The 13,392-nt window shown below is 65.1% G+C and carries 5 protein-coding genes; 1 reads left to right on the forward strand and 4 read right to left on the reverse strand.

What is annotated here, in order from left to right:
• Positions 1-64: 64 nt before the first annotated feature.
• The 3 genes from uvrA to F3089_RS04215 all read right to left on the reverse strand — a co-directional run bounded on the left by uvrA (position 65) and on the right by F3089_RS04215 (position 10,384).
• The gene (gene uvrA / locus F3089_RS04205) at positions 65-5,620 is read right to left on the reverse strand and encodes an excinuclease ABC subunit UvrA (protein ID WP_151439585.1); all 5,556 of its coding nucleotides are present in this window, start codon (positions 5,618-5,620) and stop codon (positions 65-67) included.
• Positions 5,621-5,696: 76 nt separating this feature from the next.
• Positions 5,697-9,107, reverse strand: a complete 3,411-nt coding sequence (locus F3089_RS04210) for a hypothetical protein (protein ID WP_151439586.1) — start codon at positions 9,105-9,107, stop codon at positions 5,697-5,699.
• Positions 9,104-10,384, reverse strand: coding sequence for a metallophosphoesterase family protein (locus F3089_RS04215; RefSeq protein ID WP_151439587.1), 1,281 nt, complete (start codon positions 10,382-10,384; stop codon positions 9,104-9,106). The genes F3089_RS04210 and F3089_RS04215 overlap by 4 nt, the downstream gene beginning before the upstream one ends.
• A gap of 294 nt (positions 10,385-10,678) precedes the next feature.
• On the opposite strand from F3089_RS04215, the gene F3089_RS04220 reads away from it, so the two are divergent.
• The gene (locus F3089_RS04220) at positions 10,679-11,455 is read left to right on the forward strand and encodes a CLCA_X family protein (RefSeq protein ID WP_151439588.1); all 777 of its coding nucleotides are present in this window, start codon (positions 10,679-10,681) and stop codon (positions 11,453-11,455) included.
• Here F3089_RS04220 and F3089_RS04225 read toward each other — a convergent pair.
• Positions 11,441-13,288: a putative bifunctional diguanylate cyclase/phosphodiesterase gene (locus F3089_RS04225; protein WP_151439589.1), complete on the reverse strand. Its 1,848-nt coding sequence runs from the start codon at positions 13,286-13,288 to the stop codon at positions 11,441-11,443. The genes F3089_RS04220 and F3089_RS04225 overlap by 15 nt on opposite strands.
• Positions 13,289-13,392: the final 104 nt, after the last annotated feature.

Below are 13,392 nucleotides of genomic sequence, written 5' to 3' on the forward strand. Positions count from 1 at the left end.
GTAAAACGCTCACGGGCAACGAAATTTCCGTTCCTTCCCCGCCGCTGGACGCTCCCGGTACAGGTCAGCTGCCATGACGGCGCCGCTGGTCCAGAAACGCCTTCAATACCCGCCCTGTCTCGCTCTCACTGCCCGCTCCCGCAAGGGCTTCCGGCGGGCCTTCAGCAACCACCCGGCCGCCCCCGTCACCGCCGTCCGGGCCCATGTCCAGTACCCAGTCGGCCTCAGCAATAAGATCCAGGTTGTGCTCAATCAGCACCACGCTGTTGCCGGCGTCCACCAACCGGTGCAGCACATGGATCAGCCGCTCGACATCCGCCATGTGCAGCCCAACCGTGGGCTCATCCAGGATGTACAGGGTATGGGGCTGGTTCTGGCGGCGCACGTCCGGTCTTGCGCGGGCCAGTTCGGTGACCAGCTTCAGGCGCTGGGCCTCGCCGCCGGAGAGCGTCGGGCTGGGCTGCCCCAGGCTCAGGTAGCCCAGGCCCACGGCCTGCATCAGCTCCAGCGCATGGTGGATCTTTGAGTGCGCCCGGAAGAACTCGACGCCTTCGTCCACGCTCATGCGCAGCACTTCGCCGATATGCTTGCCGCCGTAGGTGACCGCGAGGGTCTCCGGGGTGAAACGGTCGCCCCCGCAGACCTCGCAGGGCACGGACACGTCCGGCAGGAAGTTCATCTCCACCCGCTTCAGGCCCTGGCCGTCACACCCCGGGCAGCGCCCCTCCTTCGTGTTGAACGAGAAACGACCCGCGTTGTAGCCACGCAGGCGGGCTTCCTCGGTGCCGGCGAACAGCTTGCGGATGTTGTCCCAGATGCCCACATAGGTGGCCGGGCAGGAACGCGGGGTCTTACCGATGGGTGTCTGATCCACCTCGAACACCCGGTCCAGGTTCTGCCACCCTTCGATTCGCCGACACCCCCGGGTTGTGGGCTTCCTATCCCGTCCTGCCCCGTTCAGAACACGCAGGTTATCGTGCAGGATGCCCCGCACCAGTGAGCTCTTGCCGGAGCCGGAAACGCCGGTGACACACACCAGCCGCTCCAGCGGCAGGCGCACGTCCACCCCGCGCAGGTTGTGCAGGCTTGCCTCGCTGACATAGAGCCAGTGTTCCGCCTCGGCCGGCCGCCGTTCCTCGGCGATCAGCGGGTGGCGGATGGGATCGGCCAGGCAGCGGCCCGTGGTGGATTCCGGGTTGGCCTCCAGCTCCGCGACGGTGCCTTCCGCCACCACGCGCCCGCCATTAACCCCAGCCCCTGGGCCCAGGTCGATCACGTGTTCCGCCCGGCGGATGGTGTCCTCGTCGTGCTCGACCACCAGGATGGTGTTGCCCTTGCCTTCCAGCCGGCCAAGGGTGTCCAGCAGCATGCGGTTATCGCGCGGGTGCAGGCCGATGGTGGGCTCGTCCAGGATGTAGCACACGCCCTGGAGGTTGGAGCCCAGCTGGGCGGCAATGCGGATGCGCTGGGCTTCACCGCCGGAGAGCGTGGGCGCGGCCCGATCCAGGTTCAGATAGGCCAGCCCCACCTGCTGGAGAAAGTCCAGTCGGGCCCGGATCTCGGGCATGATGTCCTGGGCTACCTCCGCATCCCTGCCCGTCAGCGCCAGGGCCTCGAAGCGCCCGGCTGCCTCGGCCACCGAGAGCGCTGTGTATTCGGCGATGTTGCGATCACGGAAGTAGACCGACAGCGCCTCCGGCTTGAGCCGGCGCCCGGAACAGGCGCGGCAGACGCCAGGCTCATGGTCGTCGTCCGCTTCCAGCCAGACGGATTCCTCGCCGGTCTGCTCCTCGTCGAATCCGCTCAGCGCGAGCCCCGTGCCGTAGCAGGACGGGCACCAGCCGTGCTTGGAATTGTAGGAGAACAGGCGCGGATCCAGCTCCGGAAAACTCTGCCCGCAGCCGGGGCAGGCACGCTCGGTGGAGAAGATGGTCTCACCGGCGTCGCTCAGGAGCTTCATGGTGCCGTGGCCGTAGGCCAGTGCCTCGCCAATAAGCCGGTCCAGCGTCGCCTCGTTGCCCGGCGTGACGGTGACCGTGCCCATGGGCAGGTCAATGTCGTGCTCCTGGTGGCGTGCCAGGCGCGGCCAGTTGCCCGTGGGCTGGTACTCGCCGTCCACCCGCAGGTGCTCGAAGCCTTTCTTGCCGGCCCAGGTGGCCAGGTCCGTGTAGTAGCCCTTGCGCGCCACCACCATGGGCGCCAGCAGCGTCGCCTCCTGGCCTCGCGCATCGCGCAGGATGCGGGCCCGGATCGCCTCCGGCGTCTGTTCGTCAATGGGAATCATACAGTCCGGGCAGTACTGGGTGCCCAGCTTGACGAACAGCAGGCGCAGGAAGTGATAGAGCTCGGTCATGGTGGCCACCGTGCTCTTGCGCCCACCCCGGCTGGTGCGCTGTTCAATGGCGACGGTGGGCGGAATGCCGAAGACTGCATCCACGTCCGGCCGCGAGGCGGGCTGGACGAACTGGCGCGCATACGCGTTCAGGGATTCCAGGTAACGCCGCTGGCCCTCGTTGAAGACGATGTCGAAGGCCACGGTGCTCTTGCCGGAGCCGGAGAGCCCTGTGAGCACCGTCATCTGGTTACGCGGGATGCGGATGTCCACGTTCTTGAGGTTGTGCTCGCGGGCATGGTGAATGGTGATCGCATCCGGATCACCGCTGTACGGCGCCGGTGCCTCGGCCACCGCGGGCTGGGGTTCGGCTTCCGTGCCCTGCCCCAGATAGTCCCAGAGTGCTTTCCCGGTGTGACTGCCGGGCACCGCCATGACCTGCTCCGGTGTGCCGCTGGCGATCAGTGCCCCGCCCCGGTCACCACCCTCGGGCCCAAGATCAATCAGCCAGTCCGCCGCCGCCATCAGGTCCTGGTTGTGCTCGATCACGGCCAGAGAATGCCCTTCGGCCAGCAGCCGGCGGAAAGCTCCGAGAAGCGTGGCCACGTCGTCCATGTGCAGGCCAGTGGTGGGCTCGTCGAACAGGAACAGGAGGTGATCACTGGCGCCCTTGCGCCCGGCTGCCTTCGCCAGGTGCCCGGCCAGCTTGAGGCGCTGGGCTTCGCCGCCAGAAAGGGTCGGCACCGGCTGCCCCAGGCTCATGTACCCCAGGCCCACCGCCTGCAACGGCTCCAGGCCCTGAAGCACTTTCGGGTAGTCCGCAAAGAAGCTGACCGCCTGGTTCACGGACATCTCCAGAACATCCGCGATGGACTGCGGCGGCACAGGGCTTTCCGTGGACGGCGGCAGCGTTATCTCCAGAATTTCGGGGCGGAAGCGCCGGCCATCGCAGTCCGGGCAGCGCAGGTAGACGTCGCTCAGGAACTGCATCTCCACGTGCTCGAAACCGTTGCCGCCACAGGTGGGGCAACGCCCGTTACCGGCATTGAAGCTGAAGGTGCCCAGGGTGTAACCGCGCTCCTTCGCCTCCGGCAGGCCCACGAAGACCTTGCGGATGGCATCGAAGGCGCCCACGTAACTGGCCGGTGTCGAGCGCGTGGTCCGCCCGATGGGCGACTGGTCGATGAGCACAGCATCATCGATGCGCTCATGCCCCACAATGGCGTCATGAACGCCGGGTACCTCGCCGGGACGGCCCTTCAGTTCAGCAACGGCGCGGTAGAGTACGCTTTCCGTCAGGGTGGACTTACCGGAGCCGCTGACGCCCGTGAGCACGACCAGGGCGTTCAGGGGAAGATCAACGTCCAGGTTCTTGAGGTTGTGTTCGCGAGCGCCGCGGATGCCGATGGCATTCCCCGGATCGACAGGGTGGGCGCCAGCGGCCTGTTCGCCTGCGTTCACCCGGCGGCGACCGGTCAGGTAATCCGCCGTGAGTGACTGGCTGTCCGCCATGAGCGCATCCGGCGAGCCTTCGAACACGATCCGCCCGCCCTGCTCGCCCGGCCCCGGCCCCATGTCGATGATGCGGTCGGCGGCGTGCATCACCTGCGGGTCGTGCTCGACCACCAGCAGGGAGTTGCCAGCATCACGCAAGCGGTGCATGACGCCGATGATCCGATCCATGTCCCGTGGGTGCAGACCGATGCTGGGCTCGTCCAGCACGAACAGGGTATTCACCAGCGAGGTGCCCAGCGCCGTGGTCAGGTTGATGCGCTGGACTTCGCCGCCGGAAAGCGTGCGCGACTGGCGGTCCAGGGTCAGGTAATCCAGCCCCACGGCTACGAGGTACCCGATGCGCGCCCGGATCGCATCCAGAAGCAGGTCCGCGGCCTCGTCCAGGGGCGCGGGCAGTTGAATACGCTCAAACAGCGCCGCGACCCGCCCCAGCGGCAGGTTCATCAGATCCGCCAGGTTCAGGCCCGGCTGCTGTTCCAGCGTGGATTCCGGCAGGGTGACGCCAACGGGCCGGAAGCGCTCAGCCGGATCGACAACCGTGTCCGCATCCGCTTTCGAGCCCAGGCGCCAGAGCAGCGATTCCGTCTTCAGACGGGCGCCATCACAGGTGGGGCAGCGGTCGTAGGAGCGGTAACGCGAGAGCAACACCCGGATGTGCATCTTGTAGGACTTGCTCTCCAGGTAGTCGAAGAAGCGCCGCACGCCGTACCAGCCGCCACGGCTGACGTTCCAGCGCCAGTTCTTATCGCCGTCGATCACCCACTTCCGGTCAGCTTCGGGCAGGTCCCGCCAGGGAATGTCCGTGGCCACGCCTTCCATGCGGCACTTCGTCATCAGATCCTGTTGACACTCGGAATAACTCTCCGTCTGCCAGGGCTTTACAGCGCCTTCTTCAATTGATTTCGAATCATCCGGAATCACCAGGCGGTAGTCGATACCCATGACGCGCCCGAAGCCCCGGCATTCCTCGCAGGCCCCCATGGGCGAGTTGAAGGAGAAGCTGTTGGGGATGGGATCGGTGTAGTCCCGGTCGCAGTCCGGGCAGTGGAGCCCCCGGGAATAGAGCCATTCCGCCTCGGCTTCACGATTATCGTCCAGCGGCTGCACGATGAGCCTGCCCTGGCCGGCCCTGAGGGCGCCCTCAATAGCCTCGGTGAGGCGATCCCGCCGGTCCTCGGAGAGCCGCACTCGATCCTGTGTGACGCGCAGTGTGCCGTCGTCGAGCGTTTCCACGCGGGTGTAACCCTGGCGTTCCAGTTCCGTGCGCACCCGGTCCTCGCCAACATCCCCCGAAAGCGCCATATCGAAGGCGATCACCGCACGACGCCCCGCGCCGCGTTCCAGCACGTCGGCGACGATGCTGTCCTCGCTGTCCCGCCGGACCTCGCGTCCGCAGCCGCCGCAGTAGAGCAGCGCGGCCCGGGCGAACAGCAGCTTCAGGTGATCGTTGAGCTCGGTCATGGTGCCAACCGTGGAACGCGAATTGCGCACCGGGTTGGTCTGGTCGATGGCGATGGATGGCGGGATGCCCTCAATCGAATCCACCGCCGGCTTGTCCATCCGGTCCAGGAACTGCCGCGCGTAGGGGGAGAAGGTCTCGACGTAGCGGCGCTGGCCCTCGGCGTAGACGGTGTCGAAGGCTAGCGAGGACTTGCCGGAACCGCTGGGCCCGGTGACAACGGTCAGCTCGCCCACGCGCAGGTCGACGTCAAAGTTGCGCAGGTTGTTCTGGCGGGCACCGCGGACGCGGATGACGTTCTGGTTTCGACTCATGGACGACACAGCTCAAACGTTGGAAAGACATTAAACCTAGGGCGGTACGCGTGCGGAATGCAAGGGGATTGCCAGTTCAGGCAAGCCCTGCCTCAAGCCAGGCCACCCATTGGCGGATGGCGGCGGCATCCGCCTCGTGCCCGGCTTCCAGAAGGACGGTTCGCTCCCGTTGCGCCGCGTCCAGGGGGTCGCGGGTGTCCAGGTAGCCCTCATTCTCGAGATAGGCTTCCAGCTCCCGCAGCTTGTTCGTCTGGAAGCGGGCCACACCGCCGTTCTCAAGGGATGCCAGGAGGGCACCGGGATCGCCGTCCAGGCGCTCCGCGAGTTCCGCAACCGGATCGATGAACTTGGGCGTCACCGCCCCTGACGCTTCCAGAACATTACGATCGACCGGCCGCCCCCGGCCTCTTTGCCAGACATCCACCCAGACGCGGGCAACGCGAATTCGGGCGTTGAGTGTCTGCGCGTACGCCGGAGCGGGAACGGCACTGGCGCCCGCCGGCTGCTGCAGCAGGGTTTCCAGGCGGCCGAGCCGGTCCACACGCCAGTCCTGGATCAGATGGTGCGCCAGGGACAGGTCATCCCTGAGCAGGTGGAAGAGATGGATGGCGCCAGCGCCCCGGCCCGGTTGAACCGGGGGCACACCGATCCGTGCCGCCCATTCGTCAGGCGCCTCGTTCGATGGAAAGGGAAGCGCCGCCTGCTCCGGCAGCCTGTAATCCCCCGTTTCCGGAACCTCCGCGCCCCGCCGGAGCACCTCGAGATCGATGTGCGTGACGGGAGCGCCGAACGCTTCTTCCCAGCGTGCCCGGTCCAAGGGCTCAGCGGAGAGATAGATCACCTGCCGCCCCTCATCCTGCACAAGGGTGCGCAGGCTGGCCGCAATGGCGCGGAACCGTTCCGGGTCGGAGGTGGTCAGAACCTCATCCAGAAAAATGGGCAGGGGCTCACTGCCCTGCTCCAGCGCACGGACCCAGGCCAGCCGCAGGGCCATCAGCAGCTGCATGTGCGTGCCGGTGGACAGTTCAATCAGGTCCTGGTCCCGCTCCTGGAGCCTGTCCCGGACGCGAATCTGGCCGCGCTCATCCATCCACAGGTCATAGCGGTGATGGGTGAACCGGGCGAAGCGGTCACGGGCATCAGCCAGGACGGCCGGTTCGCGCTCGGTCCGATGGGCAGCGTCGACCTGCCCGAGCAGGAACTGGCCGGCCTCGGCCACCATGGTGTCGTCAAAGACGTTCTGCAGCGCTTCACGGGCACGGTCCCTCTCGAAGCGGGCCTGTTCCAGCGCCCGGTCACGACCCGCCTGATCCAGCTTTGTTGCGAGCTGGCTGCGCTCTTCGAGCCATTGGTCGTAATACGCCGCTTCTTCCCGAAGCGTGGCGAGACGTTCCTCCAGACCGGCCTGGTCACTGGCCTCAACCAGGGCGACCAGGTCCGGATCCTCCTCTAGCCCTTCGGCCCTGGCCTTCTCAGCGCGGCGTTCCGCCTCCCGGGTTGTGACCAGCTCGCGATAGCGCGGCAGCTGATCGCAAAGCGACGCCAGCGCAACGCGATCGTCCTCCGGCAGGTCGAGACTGTGATAGAGCGCCTTGATGGCTTCCTGCTGCTGGTGATGATCCGCTTCCAGTTCCTCGCGCCGGGCCTGAAGTCGGGAAAGCGCCTGCTCCGCTTCGGTGACGGTCTCGGAGCGTTGCTTCAGGTCCTCAAACGCAGCGCGCAGGCCGGTCGCGGTGTCATCAACGGGGGCCAGATGCTGACGCGCAAGCAGGCTGCGCACCGGTTCCAGCTCGCCCTCGATCTGCGAGTCCAGGCTCGCCAGCCGCGCTTCCAACTGGCGGCGATCCGATCGCGCCTGATCCAGGTCCGCCGCCAGCTTAAGGAAGCGCGCCGCCCCCTCGCCGCTCAACGCAGGGTCAAAGCCAACCGCTTCCGCCAGGGCCTGGCGGTTACCTTCCAGCTGGGACTGCTGTTTCTCGAGTGATTCGATTTCCGAGGCATGGGCCCGCGCCTGCTGGGCCTGCTCCTGCTGGTACACCGCCGCACCCAGCTCAGCTTCCAGCTCCTCCAGGTGGTTGGTCACGCTTTCCAGTTGCCATTCGGACAGCGTGACACCCGCCTCTTCGGCACGCTCCCGCGCCTGACGGGCTCTCAGGACCAGTTGCAGGCTCTGCACCGTGGACCAGCCGGCGGCCACCACGGCGACCAGCGCCGGTGCCCAGTGCAGCTGCAGGCCATAGAAAAGGCCCATGTAGACGCCGGCGATTGAGGCACCAAGCGCCACGGCACTGCCCGCCAGAAGACCGTAACGGCGGGCCGGTTCTAGCTGCCGGAGCCAGCGCCGCAACGCGTTGATGCGGGTGCGGATCGACTCCGGGTCCTCCTGGTCACCCTCCGTGTTCTCCAGCCGGGCTTCCAGTTCCTGCATTCGGAGCCGGACCCGCCGCAGTGACTCGGCCATTTCGCCGGCCTGATTGACGGCTTCCGGGGTTGGTTCAGGCGTCCGCCCTTCCGGCGGCTGCAGGGCGGCGGCCGCATTCGCTTCGCGCGCCCGGGCCTCATCCAGCCGCTCCCGCAGGCTGGCGCGGTCCGCTATCCGGCGATCCGCTTCCGCAAGGTGCTGTTCGCAGCCTGCCAGATCAGCCGCCTCTGGAGCCGTCTCTTCAAGCCCTGAATCGCGCCGCTTCTGGCGTTCGTCGTCCTGTTGGCGTTCGTTGTCGCGGATCTGCTGGACCAGTCGGTCGCGCTGCGCCTCCAGCTCATCCAGGCGTTCCCGCTCCTGACCGTTCAGGCGCGCTACGGCTGCCGGGAAGGCCGCCAGCTCTTCGTCGGCACCGCGTCGCCGCTGCCGGGCCGCCAGCCATTCAAGGGCCTGTTCGGTACGCGTGACACCGGTACGCGCCGCCCGCGCCGCCTCAATGCGCTCATCAAGTTCCGCCAGCCTGTGCCGCTGTTGATCCAGATGCGCGTAATCACGCTGGCATTTCGCCAGTACCTGTTCCTTCTCGCGGAGAGCCCTGGCCTCCCGCTGCCCCTGCTGGGGCTTCACCCGGAACAGCGGATCCTGGCGCAGTGAGTCCAGATCAAACCCGCCAGCCAGTTCCCGCTGCAGGCGTGCCACTATCGAGGCTTCGGTATCGCCGGCCTGAAGCAGGTCGTTCATGGAAAGCCAGTAGCAACGCAGGAAGTCCCCGGCAGGGAGCTCGGGCGCATCCGTGGGCTGGCCGTTGCGCTGCCAGACCACCTGCTCCCCGCTGCGGCTCACCGTGAGGCCATCATCGCCACTGCTGAAACGGGCCTCGAGCGTGATCGCCCCGTTCGCACTTTCAGAACCGGGGGATACAAGATGACGCAGGGCGCGCACCAGGCTGCTCTTGCCGGATGCGTTGGGCCCGGTAACCAGGGTGAAGCCCGGGGCCAGCCCTTCAACCCTCAACCCTTCCCCAAAGCCCGGAAGCTGGGTGATGATCAGTTCCTGCAGTTTCATGACGCCGCCCTCCCCTGAGCCAGGAGGCGTTCCAGAACGGCCATGCCACTGCGCTGGAGCCAATCCACTACCTCGGCCTCCGAGATGCCCTGGCCGGGCAATGCCTGCCAGTGCGAGCGACCGGCCTGCTCCCTGAGTTGCTGACGGGCCTCCCGGATCAATGCCTGGCGTTCGGGATCGTCGTCCCCTCTTTCAAGCAGCTGGAGTCGCTGGGCGAGCAGCCCTGCCGGGTCCGCCCGGCGGGCCAGCTCCGCGAGATCAATAACCGGCCGGGTGGCATAGCGCAGTGTCTCCACGAAGTAGTGAATACGGCCACTGCCGGCGTGAAGTGCGCCCAGGGATTCGCGATCCATTAACCGGGCAACCTCAGCTCCCAGATCCGTGGATCCCGTGAACCCAACCCGCAGCGCGGCCGCTTCGGGCGGCACCAGATGAGCGGCAAGGGATTCGTCCAGTTCCTGAACGGCGACCTGAAGGCGTTCGCGAGCATCCTCGGGGGTGGTGATCCCGGTAAGATCCACCGGCAAACGAGCCCAGTGCATTGGGGCAATCCGCCACTGGGTCACACTCCGTATGCCGCCTGTGTCCAGATCAAACAGCCAGGGCCCACGCGGCCCGGACTCGCCCGGGTCCAGGCCCGTTGCGGACCCCAGGTAGCCATTGGGTGATGCCACACTGAGCGCGTCGGGCTTATGGATGTGGCCCAGAAGCCAGCCATCCGGGCCGGCATCCCTCAGCTCAGAGCTGCTCACCGGCGCATAGGGGCTGGCAGGCTGGTCCCGGTCCGCGTGCAGGACGCCAAGATTGATACCCGGGCCCCGTTCCAGATTTGCACCCTGCAATGGGCTTTCCCGGAAATGCGGTGAGGGGAAGGACCAGCCGTGCAGGGTCAGTTGCGTCCCGGCGGCTTCCAGGGTCACCGATTCCCAGGTGCCCCCTCGGCCCAGCAGTTCAAAACCCGCAAGCTGGTCCGCCAGTCTCGGCAGCACCCGCACGTCATGGTTACCCACCACGCCAAGAACCCGGATATCCGCCGCAATCAGGCGCTCCAGACCGGTTGCCAGCTCCCGGTAGGCTTCGAAGAAATCGTCCTCGTCCTCGACCACGTCCCCCGCCAGGACCACGGCGTTAACCCCCTGCTCAAGGGCCTGGTCCACGATCCGTCGCCAGACGCCGGTGGTGCCAAGCTCGGCGGAGCGCCCGGTGAGCTCGTCCGGCAGGCGGCTCGGGCGGGCACCGAGGTGAAGATCGCCAACGGCGAGAAGGGAGAAAGTCATGCAGTGGCGGCTCCGGGCTGGTCCTCTGATTCATTCACCTTGAATGTGACCGGCGACACGCGATGTCGTGGCCATCCGCCTTGCCGGCGGCCTTCATCCTGCTAATCTCGATACAACAAATCAATGATTTTCAGGGATGAGCATCAACACAGAACGCTTCGCCTACTCGCCAACCGCCCTGGCACTGTTTATAACTGGCTGCTCATGGGCCTTCCCATCCTGATGTGCCTGGAGGACTGACGCAGGTTCACACCACCTCTTCAGTTACCCGCCCACCGCCTTTAGAGTACCGGCATGGGTAACAATGGCTTTGCAGCAATCCGGCGCCAGTATGATTTCCGCAGTATCGGCATTGGCAACTGGGTGACCGCGGAGGAGCAGCAGCGCGCGGCCCACCGATTTGCCGCCGCCCTCGAAGACCTCAAGACCATTCTGGGCGGGCCGGAATCACTCGTTTCGCTGCGTGGCAGCCTGACGCTGGAGTACGGTATTGGTGGCCAGAGAGGTGTCTCCGCGCACTACACCCCCGCCAAACGCAGTCTTTCGCTGGCCAAGAATGCCGGCGCGGGCAGTCTGGCTCACGAATGGTTTCATGCCCTCGACCATTACCTTGCGACCCACGCCTTCAGGAGCGCGCCCCCGGACTGTTTCGCCAGCGCCGCCTGGCTGAAGGAGGTCCCCCCTGTGGATCACCCATTGAACGCGCTGCTCTTCCAGTGCTTCAGGGCCATAATGGTAAGCGACGATGGCGGCGAGCCCAGTGCCCTGTTCCGGGCATCCGCACGCATGGATGAGAGGCTCGGCACCTATTACTACAGCCGCCCTGAGGAAATGAGCGCGCGGGCCTTTGAGGCCTTCGTGCAGGACGCCCCGGTCAAAAGCCCCTTTCTGGTCCGGGGCACCCGCCAGTCGGACGAGGCACATGCCGGACTCTACCCACAGGAACCACAGAGAAAGGCCATCAACCAGGCTTTCGGAACCTATTTCCTGAGTCTTGGCAGGGCCCTTTTCCGGGAGTCCCGGAAAACCGGAACCACCTCAGTACGAGGACGGCAGTCAGACGCCGTCTGAAACAGAATGCCCGGTGTCCGTGATCAACCATTGCTGCTCATAGACTGGCGCGGGCACCGGACGACCCCGCAGGAATCCCTGGTAAAGGTCCGCGCCCAATGCACTGAGCACAGTAAGCTGTTCCCTGGTCTCCACGCCTTCCACAAAGCCCCGATCGATTTTGAGCTTCTCCACGGGAAACCGGCGAAGGTAGGCCAATGACGAGTACCCCGTACCGAAGTCATCAATGGCGATATCAACACCCGTGCCCCTGATCCGGTTAAGAAGTCCGATGGTCTCCTCTGCCATCAGACCACTCTCGGTCAGCTCCACCTCCAAAGACCCGGCAGGCACCCCCGATGACCGCAGCGTCTCCTCGAGCAGATCAACGAAGGGCGCATTATGCAGCTGCTGGCTGGATACGTTGAATGACACCCTGCCAGGATCCAGTCCCTGATCGAGCCAGGCGCGGACCTGCCGGGCGACCTCTGTCATCACCCAGCAACCAACAGGCAGTATCAGCCCGGTATCCTCGGCCAGAGGTATAAAGGTGCCCGGACTGATCATACCCCTGTCGGGATGCTCCCACCGCACCAACGCCTCGGCGCCGACGCACTGACCGGTCTCCACATCGAATACCGGTTGGTAGAAAAGCACCAGCTCATCGCGATCAATTCCTTCTTTGAGCGCCTGTTCCAGCTCCAGCCTGCGGGTGGATCCCTCGGTCTGGGCCTGGGTGTAGAAGGCGTAGGTGTATCTGCCCCGCCGCTTGGCTTCGTTGAGAGCCGAATCCGCACAGCTGAACAGGAAGCTGATCTCGTCATCCGAACCGGTTTCGGTCCCGTGAGTGAGTGCAATGCCAATACTGGCCCGCACCGACAGTTGCCGATGAGGTTCGAGGTGAAAACTCTGATCAAAACAAGCGAGCACGGTCCGGGCGAGGACGCCTGCACGCTCAACCGGCTTCACCCAGGAACAGACCACAAAAACATCACCGGCAAAGCGCCCTATGAACCCGTCCGCCCCGAGCGCCTCACGAAGCCTGGTCGCAACCTCACGCAGCAGCTGGTCACCGGCTTCATGACCCAGACTTTCATTAATAACCTTGAAGTTGTCCAGATCCACGAACATGAGGCACAGGCGGTAATCCGTCCCCGAGGACCTTGTCAGAAGACGCCGCACCTCCTCATGCGAGAAGGCCCGATTGGGAAGCTCAGTAAGCGGGTCGTAATAGGCCATGTAGCGGAGCCTTTCCTGCCCCGCTTTCTGCTCACTGATGTCGCTGAGAATGCTGAGGTAACGCGCCTTATCCACCGATGAATCCGCCACCCGGGTAATCGTGATCCATTCCGTAAACAGACTGCCGTCCGCTTTGCGATTCACGATTTCACCCTGCCAGACCCCTTCATTCTCGAGTTCAGTCCAGAGTTTCCGATAGAAATCCGAGTCGTGGAATCCCGAACTGAGTATGCGGGGAGTCCGCCCCACCGCATAGTCCGCGCTGAAGCCGGTAATCCGTGTGAATGCCTCGTTCACATAGAGAATGGTCTGGTCCTCGTCCGCAATGATGACACCGTTGTGGGTCTTCGAGATGATCGCATCGCGCAGCCGCAGCTCAGACTGCGCCTGGCTCAGGTCGCGAACAAGCTGCCGGATCAGATAACCTATCAGCACAGCCGAGCCGGCAATGAAGAACCAGCCTTTCAGGGTCTGGGCAAGGGTAAGTGTCTCGCCCGTTGCCTCCGGCATGAGCAGAATGATTACCCAGTCCGAGAAGAGCACCCAGAGCACACTGACCGTCAGGTAGATCAGCGATATCCGAAGTGGAGAGAGTGGGCAGGATCCTGTTGGCATGAGAGGTCATCGACTCCGGCGGGCCCGGCGGGCAAAGCGAGACGCTACCACCATAATCCAACTTCACCTTTTGAGGAAAATCAACTTCACGAGAAGGAAAAACC

The organism is Halospina sp. K52047b, assembly GCF_008709855.1.
GTDB classification, from domain to species: domain Bacteria; phylum Pseudomonadota; class Gammaproteobacteria; order Pseudomonadales; family Oleiphilaceae; genus Halospina; species Halospina utahensis_B.

What these genes read in the sequence shown, in the direction of transcription:
- uvrA (WP_151439585.1), bottom strand. Translation starts at nt 5,620, where the DNA reads ATGAGTCGAAACCAGAACGTCATCCGCGTCCGCGGTGCCCGCCAGAAC.
- F3089_RS04210 (WP_151439586.1), bottom strand. Translation starts at nt 9,107, where the DNA reads ATGAAACTGCAGGAACTGATCATCACCCAGCTTCCGGGCTTTGGGGAA.
- F3089_RS04215 (WP_151439587.1), bottom strand. Translation starts at nt 10,384, where the DNA reads ATGACTTTCTCCCTTCTCGCCGTTGGCGATCTTCACCTCGGTGCCCGC.
- F3089_RS04220 (WP_151439588.1), top strand. Translation starts at nt 10,679, where the DNA reads ATGGGTAACAATGGCTTTGCAGCAATCCGGCGCCAGTATGATTTCCGC.
- F3089_RS04225 (WP_151439589.1), bottom strand. Translation starts at nt 13,288, where the DNA reads ATGCCAACAGGATCCTGCCCACTCTCTCCACTTCGGATATCGCTGATC.